This window comes from Salegentibacter chungangensis (assembly GCF_042678405.1).
Lineage (GTDB): Bacteria > Bacteroidota > Bacteroidia > Flavobacteriales > Flavobacteriaceae > Salegentibacter_A > Salegentibacter_A chungangensis.
On record NZ_JBHTLI010000001.1, the window covers coordinates 321735 to 344470 of the forward strand.

19 protein-coding genes are annotated in these 22736 nt (G+C 42.1%); 6 read left to right on the forward strand and 13 right to left on the reverse strand.

Translation table 11 applies throughout. From position 1 onward, the window contains the following. Positions 1 to 25: 25 nt before the first annotated feature. From ACFQ3Q_RS01410 to uvrC, 10 genes are all read right to left on the reverse strand, one after another. The gene (locus tag ACFQ3Q_RS01410; RefSeq protein ID WP_380742196.1) at positions 26 to 1744 is read right to left on the reverse strand and encodes a hypothetical protein; all 1719 of its coding nucleotides are present in this window, start codon (positions 1742 to 1744) and stop codon (positions 26 to 28) included. Positions 1745 to 1754: 10 nt separating this feature from the next. Next, positions 1755 to 4313 (reverse strand): TonB-dependent receptor, encoded by a 2559-nt coding sequence (locus ACFQ3Q_RS01415; protein ID WP_380742198.1) that lies wholly within the window; start codon positions 4311 to 4313, stop codon positions 1755 to 1757. Between the two features lie 191 nt (positions 4314 to 4504). Further along, positions 4505 to 6136 carry a glucose-6-phosphate isomerase gene (gene pgi / locus ACFQ3Q_RS01420; RefSeq protein WP_380742200.1) on the reverse strand — a complete coding sequence of 544 codons (1632 nt, stop codon included), beginning with the start codon at positions 6134 to 6136 and terminating at the stop codon, positions 4505 to 4507. Continuing rightward, the gene (locus ACFQ3Q_RS01425; protein ID WP_380742202.1) at positions 6137 to 7369 is read right to left on the reverse strand and encodes a M23 family metallopeptidase; all 1233 of its coding nucleotides are present in this window, start codon (positions 7367 to 7369) and stop codon (positions 6137 to 6139) included. Positions 7370 to 7371: 2 nt separating this feature from the next. Continuing rightward, on the reverse strand, positions 7372 to 8337 hold the full coding sequence (locus ACFQ3Q_RS01430) for a tryptophan 2,3-dioxygenase family protein (RefSeq protein ID WP_380742203.1): 966 nt from the start codon (positions 8335 to 8337) through the stop codon (positions 7372 to 7374). A gap of 7 nt (positions 8338 to 8344) precedes the next feature. After that, positions 8345 to 9121 (reverse strand): DUF3108 domain-containing protein, encoded by a 777-nt coding sequence (locus tag ACFQ3Q_RS01435; RefSeq protein WP_380742205.1) that lies wholly within the window; start codon positions 9119 to 9121, stop codon positions 8345 to 8347. Between the two features lie 320 nt (positions 9122 to 9441). Further along, positions 9442 to 10584: a 4-hydroxyphenylpyruvate dioxygenase gene (gene hppD, locus ACFQ3Q_RS01440; protein ID WP_380742207.1), complete on the reverse strand. Its 1143-nt coding sequence runs from the start codon at positions 10582 to 10584 to the stop codon at positions 9442 to 9444. Positions 10585 to 10729: 145 nt separating this feature from the next. Beyond that, a complete protein-coding gene (locus tag ACFQ3Q_RS01445; RefSeq protein ID WP_380742209.1) occupies positions 10730 to 11887 on the reverse strand; it encodes a homogentisate 1,2-dioxygenase in 1158 nt (385 codons plus the stop codon). A gap of 125 nt (positions 11888 to 12012) precedes the next feature. Beyond that, the gene (locus ACFQ3Q_RS01450) at positions 12013 to 14241 is read right to left on the reverse strand and encodes a patatin-like phospholipase family protein (RefSeq protein ID WP_380742211.1); all 2229 of its coding nucleotides are present in this window, start codon (positions 14239 to 14241) and stop codon (positions 12013 to 12015) included. Then, on the reverse strand, positions 14242 to 16038 hold the full coding sequence (gene uvrC, locus ACFQ3Q_RS01455; protein WP_380742213.1) for an excinuclease ABC subunit UvrC: 1797 nt from the start codon (positions 16036 to 16038) through the stop codon (positions 14242 to 14244). It lies immediately after the preceding gene. Positions 16039 to 16216: 178 nt separating this feature from the next. Here uvrC and ACFQ3Q_RS01460 point away from each other — a divergent pair, with 178 nt between their 5' ends. The 6 genes from ACFQ3Q_RS01460 to ACFQ3Q_RS01485 are packed head-to-tail and all read left to right on the forward strand — an operon-like array spanning position 16217 to position 20989. Beyond that, positions 16217 to 16666 (forward strand): ATP-dependent zinc protease family protein, encoded by a 450-nt coding sequence (locus ACFQ3Q_RS01460; protein WP_380742215.1) that lies wholly within the window; start codon positions 16217 to 16219, stop codon positions 16664 to 16666. Then, the gene (rimK, locus tag ACFQ3Q_RS01465) at positions 16638 to 17510 is read left to right on the forward strand and encodes a 30S ribosomal protein S6--L-glutamate ligase (RefSeq protein WP_380742216.1); all 873 of its coding nucleotides are present in this window, start codon (positions 16638 to 16640) and stop codon (positions 17508 to 17510) included. Before ACFQ3Q_RS01460 ends, rimK begins: the two co-directional genes overlap by 29 nt. Positions 17511 to 17513: 3 nt before the next feature. Further along, positions 17514 to 18512 (forward strand): succinylglutamate desuccinylase/aspartoacylase family protein, encoded by a 999-nt coding sequence (locus ACFQ3Q_RS01470; RefSeq protein ID WP_380742218.1) that lies wholly within the window; start codon positions 17514 to 17516, stop codon positions 18510 to 18512. Further along, a complete protein-coding gene (locus ACFQ3Q_RS01475) occupies positions 18490 to 19059 on the forward strand; it encodes a 5-formyltetrahydrofolate cyclo-ligase (protein WP_380742219.1) in 570 nt (189 codons plus the stop codon). Before ACFQ3Q_RS01470 ends, ACFQ3Q_RS01475 begins: the two co-directional genes overlap by 23 nt. A 57-nt stretch (positions 19060 to 19116) precedes the next feature. Next, positions 19117 to 20568 carry a PAS domain-containing sensor histidine kinase gene (locus ACFQ3Q_RS01480; RefSeq protein WP_380742221.1) on the forward strand — a complete coding sequence of 484 codons (1452 nt, stop codon included), beginning with the start codon at positions 19117 to 19119 and terminating at the stop codon, positions 20566 to 20568. A gap of 7 nt (positions 20569 to 20575) precedes the next feature. Beyond that, complete coding sequence (locus ACFQ3Q_RS01485; RefSeq protein WP_380742223.1) at positions 20576 to 20989, forward strand: response regulator; 414 nt, start codon at positions 20576 to 20578, stop codon at positions 20987 to 20989. Here ACFQ3Q_RS01485 and ACFQ3Q_RS01490 read toward each other — a convergent pair. From ACFQ3Q_RS01490 to ACFQ3Q_RS01500, 3 genes are all read right to left on the reverse strand, one after another. Then, positions 20986 to 21606 (reverse strand): lipoprotein signal peptidase, encoded by a 621-nt coding sequence (locus ACFQ3Q_RS01490; RefSeq protein ID WP_380742225.1) that lies wholly within the window; start codon positions 21604 to 21606, stop codon positions 20986 to 20988. The genes ACFQ3Q_RS01485 and ACFQ3Q_RS01490 overlap by 4 nt on opposite strands. A gap of 42 nt (positions 21607 to 21648) precedes the next feature. Further along, positions 21649 to 22272 carry a DUF4097 family beta strand repeat-containing protein gene (locus ACFQ3Q_RS01495; RefSeq protein ID WP_380742226.1) on the reverse strand — a complete coding sequence of 208 codons (624 nt, stop codon included), beginning with the start codon at positions 22270 to 22272 and terminating at the stop codon, positions 21649 to 21651. A 78-nt stretch (positions 22273 to 22350) separates the two neighbouring features. Beyond that, a complete protein-coding gene (locus ACFQ3Q_RS01500; protein WP_380742228.1) occupies positions 22351 to 22734 on the reverse strand; it encodes a TraR/DksA family transcriptional regulator in 384 nt (127 codons plus the stop codon). Positions 22735 to 22736 lie beyond the last annotated feature (2 nt).

The following is a 22736-nucleotide window of genomic DNA, read 5'->3' on the forward strand; positions in this document are numbered from 1 at the left end:
AAGTTATTATGAAGGAGCGTCGTGATTATTCGTTAATCACCCATTCTCCGTCTTCATTTTTAATAAGGCTGATCTCTTCAGTAGTATTAGTACCGTTGTAAATAGCATAGGTAATAACATACTTCTGACCAACTTCAGCATTAGGAGCGATCTCATCAAGGAGAACCTGCATTGCTTCAAGGATCATATCATCACTCCAGTAAGCAGAATTTCCTTCTCTACGGTCGAAGTTAGAATATTGATCCACGCTTCCTGCAGGACCAGGATAGACCTCGCCAAATTCAGAAGCGATAATCGCGTAATCTGAACCGGCAAGGGTGTATCTGATAGTGTTATCAGGAATCCACGCAGAACCGTCGTTACCAAACTGAAGGCTCGTCTGAACCACGCTTGGGATGAAGTTCCACTCACCATTTTCAAATACGAAGTTTGCGTATTCAATGTCAGTTGATCCATCATCATAAAATTTGTAACCAACAGGAACAAAGTCTCCTTCTTCAGCATATGGGTAAACAGACTCAAGGTAGATACCTATCTTGTAAAGAGCCTCATCTTCATCATCAAAGTTAGAGTAAGTCTGTCCGAATTCTTCAGTGTAAGAATCGGCAGGAAGCATAAACGGCTCATTCCAGTCTCCGTTAGCGTAAGCAAATACCTTAGTTTCTTCGATAGTAGAAACTGAAGCGCTTTCGTCAATGATATATCCGTCATCAGTAAGGATCACGTTCCAGATCCAGGTAGTTGTTCCTCCACCAGGATAAACCTTAAAGCTTACTTCAAATTTAGCTCCGGTTTCAGCGGAAGGATATTGCTCCATCAATACGGCGTTGATAGCTTCCATAAGCATATCATCACTCCAGTAGTTGTCACTGCTTGATCTTACATCAAAACTTCCGTAGTTCCCTACGTTCTCGGCAGGACCCGGGTAAGTAGAAGCAAATTCAGAAGCTACAAATTCGTAATCTGCATTGGCGAACTCATAAGCAGTTCCTCCAACGGCTACGTAAGCGTTCCCATCAAACTGAACGGTCATACTCTCAGTACCTGAGTTTCCATTATAGATCCTGTAAGAAACGTTGTATTTCTGCCCTTCAACATCGTCATAATTCTCTGACAGAACAACATTAAGAGCTTCAAGGATCATAGCGTCGCTCCAGTAAGCATCATTATCCTCTCTTCTCTCGAAGTTGCTGTAGTTACCGGCGCTTTCTGCAGCATCTGGATATACAGAGGCAAACTCTTCTTCAATAAGATCGAAATCTTCAGGAGTAAGGTTATACATAATCTCATCGGCAAGGGTTCTGTAGGTCAATTCTACATAATCTCCCTGTTCTGCTTGAGGGTATTTGTAAGCCAATACTTCCTGGATTTCAGAAAAATCTGAAAAGTAGTCAACAGAAAGACCGATGCCTTCATAATCTGCAGAAGCTACAGTAGCTTCCTGCACTCTGATCGGGTCATAAAGATCGAAAGTAACGTTAACAGAAGAATTCGCTCCCAATGCAGGGAATTTTTCGTTAAGCACTACAGGAATAAGCTCCTTGGCTTCTTCTTCAGAACCGAAGTTTGGAAATCCAAGCTCTAGGGTTTCAGTATAATCATCCTCTTCAAGAGTATAATCTACAGCTCCTGCAACCTTCCCCTCCAGCTCTGCATCTATCTCGTCGTGGATGTCTTCCATAGGCTCACAACCTGTAATTGCAAGACCTACAAACATCATTAAAAAGTAAAATGTCTTTTTCATTTTTATATTTTTAGAATTTTATTTTCATACCTACAGTGTACGTACGTCCGAAACCGTACCATACAGAAGCAGTTCTTGCGTTAGAAGCAGATCCGTCATCAGCTACAGAAACGTATTCTGTATCTAATAAGTTATTAATATTCCCGTTAATGGTAGCATCAAAAGGACCAAATTTGAAGTTGTGCGTAAGACCAAGGTCTACAACTCCGTAATCCGGCACTTGCCAAGGCATATAGTTCCCATCATCAGTACCAACTCCAATAGGATCGAAATCTGCATAAAGCTGATCGTAGTAATTATAATCTACTCTCACCCTGGTACCAGGAAGAGCTTCGTAATCCAGTCCTAATGCGAAAGTGTTTTGAGCAGATCCACCTACAGGAACTTTATCCAGGTAAAGGTTAATAGGGTCATCCGGGTTAAGCACGTTTTGGTTATCATCATAGATGAAAACGTCGGTTACGTTACTATCCCATTTCCAATCTCCAATAGAAGCCATACCGGTAATAGTAAGGTTTTGGAAAGGTCTGTAAGAGAAATCGAATTCAATACCCTGGTGAAGTGCATCCACTCCCAGGATGTTAGCAAAGTAAGATTCTCCGCTTGCCCTGTCAAAGTAAGACTGAGTAAAGGTACGGTCTCCCCAAAGGGTTCTGTACACGTTCAGGTTAGCTCTGAAGTCTGTGCTACGGAATCCATATCCAAGCTCAGCACTAAAGATCTTCTGGTTTTTAGCTTCATCGTTAATATCGTTCTGGAAGTTCTGGAAAACCGCGTTAAAGAAAGGCGCTTTTTCGAAGTACCCGATATTAGCAAATACATTGTGATTATCGTCTATGTTATAGTTAGCACCACCTTTTGCAGAGTACCCGAAGAAATTGATAAAATCAGTTTCCTGTTCCGGGCTGCTATCTAGGTAGTTAAAATAGTCGATTCTTTTGTAAGAAGTGTTAGAGGCAGCAAGAGAAACAAAGGCAGAAAGATCATTGTTAGAGTACTCAACCTGAGCAAAACCACCTTCCCAGAGTACGATCCCGTCATTGTAGTAGTTGATCTTATCTCCTACTCTTGCAACATTTACAGGATTGTTCTCGTTGCTTCCTTCATCCAGCCAGTAAGTTCCTCCTAAAAGGTCTTTTACTTCCTGGAAGTGCTTTCCTTTATAATATCTGATGTCAACACCACCCAATAATTCGATATCCTCAGTGATCTCTGTAGAAAGCGTTGAAAGGGCTCCGTACCAGTTATGGTCGTTTCTTGAGTTGTAAAGAATGGTTTTTGAACCAAGTGCACCGTTCTCAACGTTCTCGTCTACTACAAGATCAAGATCAAGTGGCTGAAGGTATCCGCTTCTGTATGGAGAGTCAATACTTCTAAGGTTCGCATCCCCTTCGTATCCTCCACCTCCTCCGGTACCGAAAGAAGCATAAAGAGCGGTAGAAAGCTGGGTTCTGTCTGAAATATCCCAGTAGTGGTTAAGAGACATTTGAGGTTTGTGGTAGAAGTTATCCTGTACGTGCTTAACTTCTCCATTGAGGTAACCCCAGTCCCCGTTAAATTTAATTCCTCTTTCACTTTCTCTGTAAGTTTCGATCTGGTAAGAAGTCTCACGCTGACCGTGTCTTTGAGGTGCACCAAAAGCAGTGAATGACAACTGATGATTTTCACCGAAATCTTTAGAAAGGTTCAGGAAGTAAGAGTATCCTTCAAACTCGGTTCCGTCTACAAAACCATCTCCTGTAGTTTTTGAAGCAGAAACCGTTGCAGCTATTCCGTTCTCCATAACCCCGGTAGAAACGGTAGCTCCAAATTTCATATATCCATCATTACCTGTGGTCGCGAAGATGTTCCCACCTTCTTCGGCATCGGTAGTTTTTGTTACAATATTTACAGTACCACCAATAGAAGGTACTGCTACTTTTGAAGCCCCAAGACCTCTTTGAACCTGCATAGAGCGGGTTACATCAGAAAGACCGGCCCAGTTACTCCAGTAAACACGACCGTTTTCCATATCATTAACAGGAACCCCGTTAATCATCACAGCAATGTTCTCAGAGTTAAAGCCTCTAAGTCTCAATTCGGCGTCTCCAAATCCACCTCCCTGTTTAGTTGCGTAAACACCAGGAGTAGATTTAAGGATCTCAGGAAATTCCTGGTTACCTAATTTCGTCTCAATATCTGCAGCTTTAATTGTTGAAACAGCAACAGGGGTTTTTCTGTCTATCGCCAGAGAGAAACTGGTGATAACGATCTCTTCAAGAGCATCGGCATCAGGAGAGACAACTATCTGTCCCAGGTCCTGGGTTCCACCGTTTGCAACTGAAAACTGAACTTTCTTTGTTTCGTATCCTACGAAACTGATTTCAATTGCCCCCTTGGCTTTTCCAACTTCGATGGAGAAGTTACCGTCAAAATCTGTAGTGGTTCCATTGTTGGTACCCACCACCATAATGTTTGCACCCGGTAACGGACCATCCATTTCGGAATCAATCACCGTACCGGTAACTGTCCCTTGAGCAAAAATTGTAGCCGTTGCAAAAAACAAGGCTATCGCAAGTAATTTCCTCATTGTGTAAAAATTGTTTGTTTTTGAGTTAAAATTCAAGGCAAAAGAAGTGAATTCCTTAACATTAAAGATTACAGAAACGTTAAGGAATTTAACTTTAACATCTTTTGCGACTCAAAACTATAACAATTTTTTAAGCCATTGAAAGCCTGCATTTTAAAACTTCTAACAGGTTTTCAACAATAAGTGCAATTTTATGATAAAAAGTGTTTTAGTAGGTTTTTAGTAGAAGAATCGTGATTTTTCACGGAGTTTGTTTCGATTTCTGCAAGTATTTGGGTTGCAAGCTGCTTACCTAATTCCACACCCATCTGGTCATAACTATAAATATTCCAAATCACACCCTGTACAAAGATCTTATGTTCATACATAGCGATGATCTTTCCAAGGTTCTCAGGTGTTAATTTTTTAACAAGTAAACTGTTTGTAGGCTTGTTCCCCTCAAAGACCTTGAACGGCACCAGCATATCGACCTCATCCTGGCTTAAGGATTTCGCCCCAAGCTCTTTACGAACTTCAGCCTCGGTCTTACCCATAAGCAAAGCTTCTGTTTGGGCAAAATAATTAGCCATTAGTTTGTTGTGATGATCAGCGTCTTTGAAAAGAGACTCCTTAAAACCAATAAAATCGGCCGGGATAAGTTTTGTCCCCTGGTGTATGAGTTGAAAGAAAGCGTGCTGGGAATTGGTCCCCGGCTCCCCCCAGATAAGAGTTCCCGTCTGGTAATAGACCTTATCGCCATTACGGTCTACACTCTTCCCGTTACTTTCCATTATAGCCTGCTGTAAATAAGCAGGCAGCCTGTGAAGATACTGGGTGTAAGGGATCACCGCTTCACTTTCGGCCTTATAGAAATTATTGTACCAAATGCTTAGCAAGGCAAGTTGCACCGGAATATTTTCTTTAAAATCGGTATTTTTAAAGTGATCATCCATTTTCCTGGCTCCTTCCAGTAAAGCCTCGAAATTCGGGTATCCTACCGCAAGACTTATAGAGAGGCCAACGGCACTCCAAAGTGAGAATCTACCGCCTACCCAGTCCCACATTGGGAAAATATTGTCAATATCAATCCCGAACTCTTCAACCTTCTGCACATTACTGGAAACAGCAACAAAATGGTCCGACACCGCGTCCTGAGGAGCCGATTTCCTGAACCAGTTCCTGGCGGTGGTTGCATTGGTAAGCGTTTCCTGCGTGGTAAAGGTCTTGGAAACGATCACGAAAAGCGTGGTTTCCGGGTTCAAACCTTTAAGGGTTTCGTGTACGTGATCTCCGTCTACGTTTGAAATAAAGTGAACTTTCAGGTGATTTTTATAAAACTCTAAAGACTCGGTAACCATTGCAGGCCCAAGGTCTGACCCTCCAATCCCGATATTCACCACATCGGTAAAAGCCTTGCCGGTATAGCCTTTCTTCGAGCCATCTATCACTCTTTCAGAAAAGCCCTTTACTTTCTTCTTTACTTGCTGAACTTCGGAAATAACATTTTCTCCTCCAACCTCAACCTTGGCATCAGCAGAAGCCCTAAGTGCCGTGTGAAGCACCGCCCTGCCTTCTGTTCTGTTGATAGTCTCCCCATTAAAATATGAAGCTATCGCATCTTCAAGCTGGCATTCTTCAGCCAGTTCCAAAAGCAGGTCACGGGTTTCTTCTGTGATCCTGTTCTTGCTAAGGTCGCAGAAAAAATCATCCCACTCAATACTGAACTTCGAAGACCTGTTCTCATCATCGGCAAACAGGTCCTTCATCTTAAGATTTTCGACTTCTTCAAAATGCTCTGAAAGTTTTTTCCAGGCAGCGGTATGTGTAGGGTTAATATTTTTCATTTAGATATTTTTATAAGGAATACTATCCAGTTCTTTTTTCAAATCCTCGATATGCGCATAGTAAGCTTCCTTATGTGCTTTGTCTATATTCTTGGCGGTAGGCAGGTTTTGGCGATAAGGGTCAACCTGGCGCCCATTCACCCAGAATCTGTAACAAACGTGCGGCCCCGTGGCAAGTCCTGTACTCCCAACATAACCAATTACATCTCCCTGTTTTACATGCTGTCCACGCCTTACATTACGTTTGGTCATATGAAGATACTGGGTGGTATATTTACTGTTATGGCGTACTTTCACGTAATTTCCGTTTCCTGAAGTATAACTGGAAGCAATCACGATCCCATCTGCAGTAGTTACGATTGGGGTGCCGTGTGCTGCGGCGTAATCGGTCCCCAAATGGGCTTTCCAGCGCTTCTGGACAGGATGGAACCTTCTCTTCTGATAACGGGAAGAGATCCTGCTGTAATTAAGAGGAGCCTTCAGAAAGAAACTCTGTAGTGCTTTGGCCTCTTCGTCATAATAACTTGGCTTCCCGGTTACCGAATCGGCCTCATATTCGAAGGCATAAAATGGCTTGTCTGCGTGTTTAAAGACCGCCGCTTCAACACTTTCTATCCCCGCGAAGATGGTGTCATCTATGTATTTTTCGTGATAGACCATCTTAAACTGGTCTCCCTTTTGAAGCTTGAAGAAATCTATGCTCCATTGGTAGATGTTTGCAAGTTCATACACCAGCAAATTACTAAGCCCCTGCTTCTGCATGGCTTCTGAAAGTGAAGATGTCACAACTCCTGAAATCTCCCGCTTTTTAACGGAAACAGGTTTCTTTTTGGTGTACGCACGTATAGAATCTCCAATCTGAACCACAGTATAATTAATCTTATCATTCCGGTAAATGAAATACTGTGGAGTTCTGGCAGAATCCTTTTTCTTAAGGATCATATATCTTTTCCCGGCCATAATGCGCGCGGGATTGAAGGTGTCTTTTACTTTTTGTGAGATCTCATAAACCTTACCCCGGTCTACCCCGTGTTTATCAAGAATATAACCGAAGCTATCCCCTGGTTCTATGGTATCTTTTACCACTTCAAAATCATTAAGCACAAAACCGTATTCTTTCTCTACAGGCGGAGCCTTCTTGGGCTTCACCTCACTAACGGCTTCCTTCTTAACATCATCATTGCAGGCCACAAAAGCCAGCATCAACAGCATTAGCAGACTTAATTTCTTCAATTTTACTTTTTATTTTCTGTATTAAACATATGATTCACCCACTCTTTACCCCAGTCTTCAAATTCTTCTTCACTCCATAAGCCCGGAAAAAATGTGTTCTTCTGGAATCCCGGCGGGAGAAATTCTTTCCAGTTAGTTCCCCCGGTGGCATCTATGGTTTCATTCTTTTTACTCAGATACCTGTATGCCGCGCCCATATGCATCAAAGGCCAGTTCACATTTACATTGGTATCAAATTCCCGTAAAGCCTTACGCAAACTTTCGTTTTCTTTCTCAGTCTCAGGCAGATTGAGGTATCTGTGCCAGAGCGTCTTTTCCTGAACATCCTCGGCTATCCTCATAAACCTGGGAGTATAACGCTCTTCAAATTGCTTTAGTGTTAAGGTCTTCTCACCTGTTTCCAGGTTTATTCCGCCTTTTTTCCAGTAAATATTTTCATAGAGCTCCTTGTGCTCGTCAGACTCCGAAAAGTTCTTCCGGATCTTATAAGAAACAAGGTTTACCAGTGGAGTGGAATAAAGCTCGATCATCCTGAACTGGGCCGATTGAAATCCGCTGGCCGGAAGAAGGGCCATCCTGAATTTAAGGAATTGTTCCCGCTCCATTCCCTTAATCATCACATCAAAGGAATCAATTAAGATCCTGAAGTACCGGTTGAGTCTTTTAAGCTTTTGCACAAAAAATGAAGCCGTGAGCTCTTCCTTTTCAATGATTTGCTTTTGCTCGTGGATGGCAAGCTTAAAATATAACTCGGTGATCTGGTGGTATCCGATAAAGATCTTTTCATCGGGAAAGTGAGTGAGTGTTTTCTGTAAACTCAGCAGGGTATCCAGGCTGATATAATCCCAGTAAGTGAGATACCTGTCGTACAATAAGCCATCAAGATAGGAGCCGAGGTCCTGTCCCGAATTTTTGAATTTCTCTTCAAGCTTTAAAATACGCTCAGCGATTTCGGGCTTAATTTCCATATTTTTTTTAATCCATAATTATCCTGAACGGATGCTTCAACCCCCGATATGCATCGAGATCGGCATCCAAAGAGCCAACGGCAAGGTCAGCTTCAATTTTTACCGGTATTTTATTGGCATCATCACTTACCCAGAAAGTAAGGCTTTCTTTTTCTTTGAAAACCCTTCCCGCCAAAACATAAGGCCTGAATTTTAAGGTGGCCACTTTACCAAATTTGGTTCTCACCACCTCCCTTCCAAGGAATTTTATCTTAAAATCCATATTCTCATCATCGAGAAACATATTCAAATGCATCTCATCTCCCGGCCTCAACTGGTCATTTTCAATATTGTTGCGAATATAATAAAATGACGATAACATGTCGTGAACATTTTCCCGAGTTGTATAGATGCGATTCTCATTGTGCTTCCTATCGTACACATAAGCCTTATTCTTCTGGTGATCGAAGTCTATTTCCAGGTCTTTGGTATGCCCTCCCTCATTTATCTTTCTAACAAATTTGTAAGGTTTTCCGTCCTGTTTATCAATATAGGTCTGGTAATAATCCTCTACCTTGAAAAAAAGATGAAGCAGGCCGGTGGACCTGCCCTCTCCCTCTACATGATATACTTCTTTGTTATTCAGAGTGGCCTCCTTCACTTCAAGGGTGGCATAGCTGGCATTAAAGGGACCGTAATGGATACGAAACTTAAACCATTCCCCCGCTTCATATGCCTGCGGAGACTGGGCAAGAATTATATTGGATATGAATAGAAAAGCAATAATTGTAAATAACCTTCTCATAACTATTTTAAAGTTTATAGATTTTCCGGGGCACTGCCGGGGATTTACGAAATTATTTACAATTTCTATTCCAAATGTATTAAAACGAAAAACCCCATCAAATTAATTTGATGGGGTTTTTAACTTATTAACCAACTAAAACTTAAATTATGAAAAAAATTAATTTTTACATTACATTAATGGTAACCACTCCAAAAATGCGAGTGCAAAACTCCGAATCTTCTTAGTGTCTGACAACCATAAATTCAACTTTAACTAAAAAATTGTCAATTACCCAATAAAATCAATTTCTTTCTCAGAAGTTGGTGTTTTTTTAATAATTATTGTAGAGTTCCTCTTAAATCCTGCTCTCTTTCGATAGCCTCAAAAAGAGCTTTAAAGTTTCCTTTTCCGAAAGACTGAGCTCCTTTACGCTGAATAATCTCAAAGAACATTGTAGGACGATCCAATACCGGCTTGGTAAAGATCTGCAGCAGATAGCCTTCATCATCACGATCTACAAGTACCCCAAGCTCCTTTAAAGGCTCAAGATCTTCATCGATCTCCCCCACACGATCAAGAAGATCGTCATAATACGTTTCAGGAACATAAAGGAATTCCACACCACGGTCTCTTAGTTTGGTTACCGTGTCTATTATATTATCGGTGGCCAGTGCGATGTGCTGCACTCCGGCACCGTTATAGAAGTCTATATACTCTTCTATCTGGGATTTTTTACGGCCTTCAGCAGGTTCGTTTATAGGGAACTTAATTCTTCCGTTCCCGTTACTCATCACCTTACTCATAAGCGCCGTATATTCAGTAGAGATATCTTTATCGTCAAAAGACACCAGCTGTGCGAAGCCCATCACTTTTCCGTAGAACTCCACCCATTTGTTCATCTCATTCCACCCAACATTACCGACCATATGGTCAATGAATTTCAGACCGGTTTCTTCAGATTTTACTTTTGGCGCATAGGTTTTATATCCCGGAAGGAACGGACCTGTATAATTCTTTCTTTCAATAAAAAGGTGAACCGTTTCTCCGTAAGTATGGATCCCGGAGATCACGGCACTTCCGTGCTCATCTTCTACCACATATGGCTCTACATAAGATTCCGCCCCACGGGCAGTGGTTTCTTTATAACTTTTTCTGGCATCATCTACCCACAAAGCTACATACTTCACACCGTCTCCATGTTTATTAATGTGAGCATTAATATCTCCTCCCGGCTCCAACGGTGAAGTAAGCACCAAGCGGATCTTACCTTGCTGAAGCACATAGGAAACACTGTCCTTTTTTCCGGTCTCAAGCCCTGCGTAAGCAACAGGCTGAAAACCCCAGGCGTGCTGATAGTAATAGGCCGCCTGCTTGGCGTTGCCCACATATAGTTCCACAAAGTCAGTTCCCAGAATCGGCAGAAAATCATCTGCTTCGGGAACTACTTTTTCCAGTTTTAATGAAGTGTTATCGGTACTCATAATATTTTATTTTTTAAGGTTGCAAGAATAATGGTTTAATAGATGTTATAAAAGGGAATATCGTTTACCACATCGCCATCACCTGCGCAACCAAATCTTCTTTGTTTTCCAAATTATCTATAGGTCAATTAAAACCGGCAGGAATTTACTCCAGCCAGGATTTATAATAAGTTTCATCGGCAATCCCCAGAGCATCTTCGGTAAGTTTCAAAGGCTTAAAGGTATCTACCATTACTGCAAGCTCTTCGGTTTCTACCTGTCCGATACTGCGTTCCACAGCTCCCGGATGCGGCCCGTGCGGAATCCCGGCCGGGTGAAGCGAAATATGACCGGCTTCAATATCGTTCCGACTCATAAAATCTCCGTCTACATAATACAGCACCTCATCGCTGTCTATATTACTGTGGCTGTATGGCGCAGGAATACTTTCAGGATGATAATCATATTTTCTCGGGCAGAAACTACAAACCACAAAGGCATCGGTCTCAAAGGTCTGATGCACCGGTGGTGGCTGGTGAATTCTGCCGGTAATAGGTTCAAAATCGTGAATAGAGAAAGCATACGGGTAGTTATATCCGTCATATCCCACCACATCGAATGGATGTGTGGCATAAACCATATCAAAGATCTCTCCCTGTTTTTTCACTTTAATCAGAAAATCTCCTTTCTCGTCGTTGGTCTCCAGCTCATAAGGCTGCCTTAGGTCACGCTCACAGAACGGAGAATGCTCTAGCAATTGCCCAAACCAGTTTCGGTATCTTTTAGGAGTATATATGGGTCTTCTGGATTCTACAATGAACAGTCTATTATCTTCATCGTCAAAATCTATCTTATAGATCGTTCCTCTCGGAATCAAAAGATAGTCTCCATATTTAAAATCTAGATTTCCAAGATGTGTTCTCAGTTTACCGGTTCCCTTGTGAATGAACAGCAATTCATCTGAATCGGCATTCTTATAAAAATAGTCTTTGGTTGATCCCTGGGGAGATGCAAGGGTAATATCTACATCACTATTGGTTAAGATCACCTTTCTGCTTTCAAGATAATCGGGATTCGGCACCACCTGGAACCCACGAAAACGATAGGATTTAATATTATTCTCTGTGGCTATTTTCGGCTTTACGCTATAGCTTCCTTTTATCTCCTTAACCTGGGTTGGCCTGTGCTCGTGATAAAGGTTAGAAGACATTCCGTCAAAACCAATAGTTCCGAAAAGCTGTTCATAGTAAAGACTGCCATCGGGCTTTTTGAAGATGGTATGCCGCTTATGCGGAATCCTACCAAGCTTATGATAAAAAGGCATAATATTAAGTTTTTATTACCGGCCTCAATTTCTTAAAAGATATTGAGGATATGATATTTTTTTGGTATTAATTTTAGATTAAAACAAATATCGTGTTTTTTTAAAGAAACATTCTTAAAACAAGGCTAAAACCAGAAGCCTAAACTAAAAAACCATCGACTTTGTTCCACCTCGGGCGAATAGCTGTATTTCACCTCCAGAGGTCCGAGAAAGGTATCCACCCCATAACCCAGTGCATAGCCCGTATAATCGGGCAGTGTAAACCATTCTCCGGTCGAGAATAATTTATTCTCCACATTCGCAATATTGGCGCTTGCTATAAGATGATGTTTTTTAAAGATCTCGTAATCCAGCTCCAAGAGAGCTTTTATATAACTATCCCCGCTCAGGCTGATGTACTCATACCCGTAAAAAGGAATAAAGTTATTAATGAAGTTATTGCCATAGCCGCCGAGGAAGAAATCGAGCGTATTAATATTATCATTCCCTATCTTAAAACCGGTTTCGGAAGAAATTCGCGTGGTAAACCTGTTCCAGGGACTAAACGCATAGCCCAGTTTCCCCTTGGCTATTGAAAACTCTGAAAAATCATCGTTAAAATCTGAAGACAGCAAATAAACGTGAAAATCGCCATCGAAGTAAAAACCCTTCTTGGGAAAATACTTATTGTCGTAAGAGTCGAATTTAAGATACCCAAAAGCACTGTAATAATGGCTATTATCAAAAACCGTGGTTCTCCTTTCTTCCTGCTGATTCCGGAGTGTTTCCGAAAGGATCCGCAGGTATTTATATTCGGCACCCATTCCAAATGAAAACACCTGCTTAAACAGGGTTTCCACATAGATCTGATTGGTGAAATCACTGTAATCTATCTGGATCTCGTTCACATCCGAAATATTCTCCAAACCGGCATTTTCCCGGGCAAAATCAAAGGCTATGCCTCGCTCAAAACGATTGTACCGGGAATGCAGCCCTATACTCCAGTAATAGCCCTTATCCAGGTAATAATCGAAATTATAACGAAATTTGTCACCAACAACCAGATCCAGCGAAGCAACATCATTAGAGAAAACAGAGCTCTTATTGGTCAAGTTCACCAGGGCCCCGCTTTTGTATACATCATCATAATGCAATGCCAGCCTCAAAAAGGTTTTGCTCTTACTCTCTTCTATCTGCATGGCAAGGGTATAAAAATCATTGTCGTCGTGAGGGATCAGCCGGTAATTAATCCTGTCAAAATTCCCGGTAGCTGAGAGGTTGTTCACCCCTTCGTTAAGGTCCTTAAAGGTGAATTTTGTAAAGAATTTAAGTTTCAGTTTCCCCTGAATGTATGACCTGGGATAAGTATTGTTCCCTTCCAGGGTAAGGGTACTTATCTGAAAAGTATCGATCTTGGGCACGTTTATATCTCTTCTTTCTTTTACCTGTCTTGCCGCAAGATCTTTAAGTTCTTCAAAACGTTTTTGGGTTGCCACGGCTCCTGAATCTATGATCGCATCCCCATCATCAAAAGAAAGGATCGAAAATTCTGTAATGTCAGGTTTTATATAAATATCGGTTTTGGGGATCTTTTCCCTCATATCACTAATGGTCCTGAAGTTACTTATCTGGGTCAGGATCTCAAAGACACTTCTAAGCTCTTCCCGGTCTACAAGACTATCCTGTACGTCCACCCCAATAATCACCTCTGCTCCCCGGTCCCTAAGCTCTTCCACCGGATAGTTGTTTGCCACCCCCCCATCAGTAAGCAAACGGCCATCTATTTTCACAGGGGAAAAAATAGACGGAATAGCCCCACTGGCCGAAACAGCCTTGGCAAGGGAACCCTCATCAAGAATTACCTCCTCCCCTGTTTCAATATCGGCCGCAACACAAAAGAACGGGATTGGCAGGTCGTTAAAATCATCCACATTGCTCACGTGCATAGTAAGCCGCGACATCAGGTTATAGATATTCTGCCCTTTGGAAAGGCCTGAAGGAAAGCTGAGTTTAAAATCGTCGAAAGGCAGGGTGATGGCATATTTTTCCGAATCCTCTTTTTCATAAAAGGTTTTTGCACTTCGCGGAAGATCATCCTGAATAAGGATATTGAAGTTGGTGGTATGAAAGATCGAATCCAGCTCTGAAGCCGAGTATCCGGAAGCATACAGCCCGCCGATTATCGCTCCCATACTGCTCCCGCCAATATAATCTATGCGAATACCCGCATCCTCAATCACCTTTAAAGCCCCAATATGGGCAAGTCCTTTAGCACCACCGCCACTAAGCACAAGTCCAATCTTCAGGTCCTCCTTTCCCTGGGAAAAGACCTGCAGGCTAAACAGGCATAGTAAGATAAGCAGTGTTTTTTTCATTTATTCTGAAGGATGATAATGTTGGTGAATGATCGATGCTTTTGAGGTTCCTATTACTTCGGCCAGTTCCTCTGGTTTGGCTTCTTTTATTCTCTTTAAAGACCTGAAATGCTTCAGCAGTTCTACAACTGTCTTCTCCCCGATGCCGCTGATGGATTCCAGTTCAGTATTTAACGCTCCTTTGCTCCTTTTATTCCTGTGAAAGGTAATCCCAAACCTGTGCGCCTCATTTCTAAGTTGCTGGATAACCTTCAGGGTTTCCGATTTTTTATCGAGATATAAAGGGATGGGGTCTCCCGGGTAATACAATTCTTCAAGTCGTTTGGCAATACCAATAATTGCGACCTTTCCTCTCAGGCCCAAAGTCTCCAGGGCCTTTACTCCCGAAGAAAGCTGACCTTTCCCGCCATCTACCACAATAAGCTGCGGCAGATCTTCCCCTTCATTAAGCAGTCTTCGGTAACGCCTGAAAACCACTTCTTCCATTGAGGCAAAATCGTCTGGGCCTTCCACGGTCTTGATATTAAATTTACGATAATCTTTCTTACTTGGTTTCCCATTCTTAAAAACCACACAGGCAGCCACCGGATTCGTCCCCTGAATATTAGAATTATCAAAACATTCTATATGCCTTGGCTCTTCGCTCAGCCTTAGGTCTTCCTTCATTTGCGCCATCAGACGGTTCACGTGCCGGTCAGGATCCACGATCTTCATCTGTTTGAACCGCTCCTGCCTGTAATATTTGGCATTACGAAGGGACAGGTCCACGATCTTCCTTTTATCTCCGAGCTTTGGAATACTCACCTTTATATTATCTGCCACCTTAATCTTGAAAGGCACATATATTTCCTTAGAATTTGAATTAAAACGCTGCCTGATCTCGGTCACTGCCAGCTCAAGCAATTCTTTATCACTTTCGTCCAGCTTCTTTTTCATCTCTATGGTATGCGACCTGATGATAGCTCCGTGAGAGATCTGAAGGAAGTTCACATAAGCATAACCTTCATCGCTCATAATCGAGAAGACATCAACATTATTGATCTTTGGGTTAACTACGGTAGATTTAGCCTGATAATTCTCCAGCACCTTGATCTTTTCCTTTATGCGCTGTGCATCTTCAAACTCCATCCGTTCCGCATGTTCCTTCATTTGGTTCCTGAACTGATTAAGCGAATCCTTAAAATTCCCTTTTACGATCTGCCGTATATGTTCAATATTCCGGCTGTACTCCGCTTCGGCCTGCATCCCTTCACAAGGCCCTTTACAATTTCCAAGATGATACTCGAGGCAAACCTTATACTTCCCCTGTCTTATTTTTTCTTCAGACAGATCATAATTACAGGTTCTGAGCTTATAAAGCCCTTTTATGAGATCCAGCAGCGTATTTACGGTTTTAAAGCTGGTAAAGGGACCGTAATATTCGCTCCCGTCCTTAATGAGTTTTCTGGTTGGAAAGACCCTTGGAAAACGTTCATTCTTAATACATATCCAGGGATAGGTCTTATCGTCTTTCAGCATTACATTGAAGCGGGGCTGATGCTTCTTGATAAGATTGTTTTCCAGCAGAAGCGCATCGGTTTCTGAAGCCACTACAATATGCCTGATCTCCCTGATCTTTTTTACCATAACCCCAATGCGATGACTATCGTGACGCTTGGTGAAATAAGAGGTGACTCGTTTTTTAAGATTCTTAGCCTTCCCCACATACAGGATCTTCCCGTTCTTATCATAATACTGATAGACCCCGGGACTGTTTGGCAGGGTTTTAAGCTGTACTTCTAGAGCAGGTTTCTCCATTGGTTCAAAGGTAGAATTATTTAAGCGCAGCCGCCGAACTTCATCTACCGGCAAGAGTTAAATTTATATTAAAAGTAATTTAAAAAGTACAGTGCTAACTGGCAAGTTTCCAGCTTCCTTATTTTAGATTTGAGGAATTGTTAAGAATAAAGAAGGTGTTTTTTGGTATCTTGCAGGTATGGAGAAAAAAATTATAGGCAGATTTGACAAAGCCGATTTCCCGGCACTTCACCTGGAGGACATTTCTGTTAAGGTCGATACCGGAGCCTATACTTCTTCTATTCATTGCAAAAACATCGTTGAAAAAGACGGTATTCTGCACTGCACATTCCTGGACGAAGAACACCCTTTGTACAATGGTAAAGAATTCTCATTCAGGGAATTTGATATTGTTTTTGTACGAAGCAGCAACGGTATCATTCAAAAAAGGTATCAGGTAGAGACCAACATTAAAATTTTCGGCAAAGTGTATAAAATTTCACTTTCTTTGTCGTCCCGTCAGGAGATGCGGTTCCCTGTATTGTTAGGGAGAAAGTTTCTCACCAAAAAGTTTATCGTAGATACCCAGCTAACCGATGTTTCCTACAATTTAAAATCAAATGAAGATAAGAATTCTATCCCGGAATAGTCATTTATATTCCACACAACGTCTTGTACAAGCCGCCAAAAAAAGAAATCACGATGTAGAAGTCATAGATCCGCTTAAGTGTGACATCGTTATTGAAAAGCGTAAACCGAATATTTATTATAAAGGCGGGTACATAGAAGGTGTGGATGCGATTATCCCAAGAATCGGGGCTTCGGTTACCTTTTACGGTACCGCCGTGGTTCGCCAGTTCGAAATGATGGGCGCCTTTACCACTACAGATTCTGAAGCTTTGGTGAGAAGCCGGGATAAACTGCGAAGTTTACAGGTACTTTCCCGGGCAAAGATCGGACTTCCAAAGACCGTTTTCACCAACTACTCTAGGGATGTTTCCGGAGTGATCAAGCAGGTTGGCGGCACCCCTTTGGTGATCAAACTTCTTGAGGGAACCCAGGGGGTAGGAGTTGTTCTTGCGGAAACCAAAAACGCAGCGGAATCGGTTATCGAGGCGTTCAACGGCTTACAGGCCAGGGTGATCGTTCAGGAATTCATTAAGGAGGCCAAGGGAGCCGACATCAGAGCCTTTGTTGTAGACGGGCACGTGGTTGGAGCGATGAAGAGACAGGGAAAAGAAGGAGAGTTCAGATCCAATCTTCACCGCGGAGGCAGCGCTGAAGTCTTTGAACTTAGCGACGAAGAAGAGATTGCAGCGGTAAAAGCCACAAAAGCTATGGGGCTCGGGGTTGCAGGGGTAGATATGCTCCAGAGCGCAAGAGGCCCGCTTATTCTTGAGGTGAATTCTTCACCGGGACTCGAAGGAATTGAAAAAGCTACCGGAAAAGATATTGCCAAAAGCATTATCAGGTATATTGAAAGAAATGTATAATATATGCCGAAAATCACCAGTGACAATGTTCTAGAGATCCTGGGGGAAAGGGTCCTTCCGGGAAAAAGCGCGACCATCAACTTTAATATGGCCAAGCTGTACACCACCACCTCGGTGGAAGTTCCAGTGATCATTGAACGCTCTAAAAAACCCGGCCCGGTAGTCCTTATGACCGCCGGAATCCACGGAGACGAAATAAACGGGGTAGAGATCATCCGCCAAATCATTTCCAAAGGCATCAATAAGCCCCAAAAAGGGACCATTATCTGTATTCCTGTCGTAAATATTTTCGGTTTTCTGAATATGGCAAGAGAATTTCCTGACGGAAGGGACCTCAACCGAATGTTTCCCGGAACCAAACACGGCTCCCTGGCAAGCAGGTTCGCTTTTCAGTTTGTAAAGAAAATACTGCCGGTTGTGAACTTCTGTTTAGACTTTCATACCGGTGGTGCAAGTCGTTTTAATGCACCGCAGGTAAGGGTGAAAAAAAATGACGAACAAAGCATAAAATTTGCCCATATCTTTAATGCTCCGTTCACCGTGATCTCCAAAACGATCACCAAATCCTTCAGAGAGACCTGTTCAAAACGAGGAATTCCTATTCTCCTTTTTGAAGGCGGTAAATCTCAGGACAGCAATAAAGACATCGCCAGGCACGGGGTTGAAGGCGCTATGCGTATTCTTAACCACCTGGAAATGCTAAGCCCGAAGTTCGAATACCCGGATGCATTCACTCCTACAGTGATCATTGAAAACAGCAGCTGGATGAGAGCTAAATACAGCGGACTCCTGCATGTAAAGGTTCCCTGTGGGAAACACGTTGAAAAAGGAGAGTATCTGGGCACGATCACCGATCCGTACGGAAAGTTCAGACATAAAATAAAGGCCTCCAATAGCGGCTATGTGATTAATGTAAACGAATCTCCCATTGTATATCAGGGGGATGCCATTTTTCACATTTCATCCATAATAAAAACCGATGAAGAAGACCGATCTGCGTAAAAAATACAAAAACCTAAGGCTTAAACTCAGCAAAGAGGATATAGAACACAAAAGCCTCGACATTGCTAATAACTTACTCAAACTCCCAATCTGGGAATATGATTTTTACCACCTCTTCCTGAGCATTTCCGAACAAAAGGAAGTGGACACCGAATTTGTGCTGCACATACTTCAGGGGAAGGATAAGAATGTAGTGGTTCCAAAGACCGATATTGAAAATCATAAACTCATCAATTTCCTGCTAACAGACTCTACCGCGATCAAAAAGAACCGCTGGAATATCCCGGAGCCGGTTGAGGGGATCGAGATCCCTTCAGATAAAATAGACGTGGTATTTGTTCCCCTGTTGGCGTTCGATAAAACAGGACATCGCATAGGATATGGAAAGGGTTTTTACGACCAGTTCCTGGCAGGCTGCAAACCGAATGTGATTAAAATAGGGCTTTCCTTTTTCGAAGCCGAAGAAAAGATCAAAGAAAAGTTCGACAGCGACGTGATCCTGGACTATTGTATCTCACCTTCAAGAGTTTATTCCTTTAAAAACTAAGATTTATTTGTACAACAGGGATCATTCTGCTATTTTTAGATAAATATAGCAGGCCTGATGCTCAATGACCTCCAATTAAATAGCATTCTTGAAGATTTTGATATTGCTTACTGGAAGATCCATCTCTTCACAAAAAAGATAAGCTGGTCAGAGCACTTCAACACCCTTGTAGGGAACCCCGACACCCATAATGAACCGCTCGAATATTTTATAAAGGAAATCCTCCATCCGGACTACAGGTATGATTTCAGGCTGCACTTCGAAAACCTTACCACAGAGAATAAAGGCTTTAACCTGGAACTCAAGCTAAAGCTTGAAAGCGGCAAATATCGCTGGTTTGAATGCCGAAGCCTTAAGAACAAGGAAAAGGGTCTCCAGGAGCACGCAGTTCTGCTGTTCGTAAACATCCATCAGGCCAAGCGGGATCAGTACACCATAGAGGAGAACTTCTTCTACTATCACGAAACCGCTGAAATGACCAATACCGGCGGCTGGTATATAGACACCATCCACAACAATATTTACTGGGACAATGTCACCAAGAAGATCCTAAAATGCCCTATAGATTATCAGCCCGTATTTGAAGACAGGCTAAAATTCTATGCTGAGGAACATCACCAGACAATCCTTTCGGCTTTTGAGAAATGCCGGCAGTATGGGATCCCTTTCAAGATCGAGCTCAAAATGAAGAGCCTGTATAACCAGGAATTTTGGGTAAGAGCCACAGGAAAGCCCGTTTATAACGAAGAACAGGAGATCATAGGGATTCGCGGGGTTTTCCAGGACATCAACGAGAATAAGACGAATGAACTCAACCTCCAGAACTCATTAGACATTATAGCAACCCAGAATTCGAGATTATTCAATTTTGCCCATATCGTCTCGCACAACCTTCGCTCACACAGCAGCAACCTCAGCCTGATAGTGGAACTGCTTAACGAAGCGAAAACCGATAGGGATAAACTGGAACTTTTAACCAATATCGATGATATCTCAGAGAATCTTGACTCTGCCATCGGACAGCTTAATGAATTGATGACCCGCCAGAATTTACTGAAGAAGGAAAAGGTGAAAATAAGGTTTGAAGATGCGCTGGAAGTAGTTTTAGCTTCGGTCTCCTCCCTGATTAATCGAGAAAATGCAAAAATCGTCGCCCAATTCACTGAATTAAAAGAAATTAGCTATATCCCCGAATATCTTAAAAGTATTTTACTAAATTTAATCACCAATGCCATTCGCTATAAGCAAGCCGGCAGGAAACCCGTAATCTTTATTCAGACCTACAGGTCTAAGGATCGGGATTTTCTTGAGGTAAGTGACAATGGCATGGGAATAGATCTCGACCAGTACGGAGACAAGATGTTTGGAATGTACAAAACCTTTCATCAAAACCCGGAAGCCAAGGGAATTGGGCTGTTCATCACCAAAAATCAGGTGGAGGCCTTAGGAGGCACAATTTCGGTTACCAGTACCGTAGACGTCGGGACAACTTTTAAAATCAAATTCTAGGTCTAATATGGGGCAAAAAGTAGAGCTAGCGTGTATTATTGATGATGATAAAATATACGTGAACTTAGTAAAGAAGATCATCGAAATCAAGAAACTTTCAGAGAACCTTTTAGTTTATAAAAACGGCAAGGAAGCACTGGATTATTTCAAGAATAATCTGGAAAAAATGTCGGAAGACAGGCTGCCGGACATTATATTCCTGGATCTCAATATGCCGGTAATGGATGGCTGGGAGTTCTTAAATGAGTTCGTAAAGATCAAGAACAATTTTGACAAGAAGATCACTTTATACGTGGTAAGTTCTTCCATAGACCCACGGGATCTGGAAAGGGCAAAATCTTTCAACCTGGTAACAGATTATCTCATAAAACCTATAGAGCTGAAGAAATTCGAAAAGATCTTTGACCGTACGGCTGCTTAGCTCTTCCCTTCTTCTTTATTCTCCTTGGGAAATGCTTTTTTATTGAAAAGCAGCAGAAGGATCACTCCTACGCTAATGGAAGTATCGGCGATATTAAAAACGGGTTCAAAGAAAGTGAAAAAGTCTCCGCCCCAAAAAGGGATCCATTCAGGTAAATAGCCTTCCCATAACGGGAAATAAAGCATATCCACCACTTTCCCATGGAAAAGACCCGCATACCCGCCATCGGCCGGAAGAAATTCAGCCACATTGCGATAGCTTTCTTCAAAAGCCACTCCGTAAAAAACAGAATCTATGATATTACCCAGGGCCCCGGCAAAAATGAGGGCTATGGAAGTCACAAGAATTGCCGAAGACTTCTTCTTAACCGAATCCCACAACCAGTAAGCAATACCAGCAACAGCTGCGAGACGGAAAAGGGTTAGGAAAAGCTTCCCATACTCTCCCGGAATTTTAGTTCCCCAGGCCATCCCCTCGTTCTCTACGAAAAGGATACTAAACCACTCAAACACCCGAATCTCTTCGCCTAATACAAAATTGGTCTTGATATATATTTTGGAAATCTGGTCTATCAACAAGACCAAAACGATTATGATACTGGCTTTCTTTAAGGACATTGGTTATTTCGGTTAAAAACGCACCAAAAGTACTAATATTATTTAGTTTTTAAAGACACTTATATCGCCACTCACTGATTTTAATCTAATTATGTAGGTTCCCCGCAAATTATCAGGAATCCTGAGCCTCCCTGAACCCGATTCCGCTTCAACTTGCGCGTTGTTGGTTTCTACAAGAATATTCCCACGGAAGGTGTTGATTGAAGCATTTCCGGTAAAGCCAGTTAGTTTACAATAGCCTTCATTCAGGTTTGCTGAAAGGTTCCTGAAATTCCCTTCGGCCACTAAGGCTGCCAGATTCGAACTAAGCCTTACATCCATATCTTCTGGAAGCTCAATCCAGACCTCCAGGGAAAACACCTTATGGGCACTTAATTTATCATAACCGCCTGATAAAATTTCCGGATACTCTGAAGCAATGATGAGCTTATCCTTCTTAAGCTTATAATTCAGGGCGATGCGATTAAAATACTCCCCTTCGGAGTGAGCGCTTACTTTAATGCTATTTGCCGCTGTAGTCTTAAGATGCACAAGATACACCTCGTCGGTATTGATCTCTATGGTTTGGATACCCTCAGCATCAAAGGTCTTTACAGCATCTCTTTGGGCCACAGTCACCAATGGCAGGCAGAGGCCAAGCAGAATATTTAAAATAATACTTCTCACAACGGGGTAAAATGCAAAACGCTCCTGTTTGTGTATAACAGGAGCGCATATATTAACTGTTAATATTAATTTATGAGCTTATCGCTGCATATTTTTAGCTTCGATACTCAAGGTTGCGTGAGGAACAAGCAATAAACGCTCCTTAGCGATCAATTTTCCAGTAACCCTGCAAATACCATAAGTCTTGTTTTCTATGCGCAATAACGCATTCTTAAGGTCACGGATAAACTTCTCCTGACGTATAGCCAGCTGAGAGTTCGCTTCCTTACTCATTGTTTCGCTTCCTTCTTCAAAAGCCTTAAATGTAGGAGAGGTATCATCTGTACCGTTATTCCCGTCATTTTTATAGGCATTTTGGTAAATCGCCAATTGCTCCTGAGCTTTTTCAATTTTGCTTAAAATAAGCGCCTTAAACTCTGCCAAATCGGCGTCACTGTAACGTTCTTTAACATCTGTCGCCATAA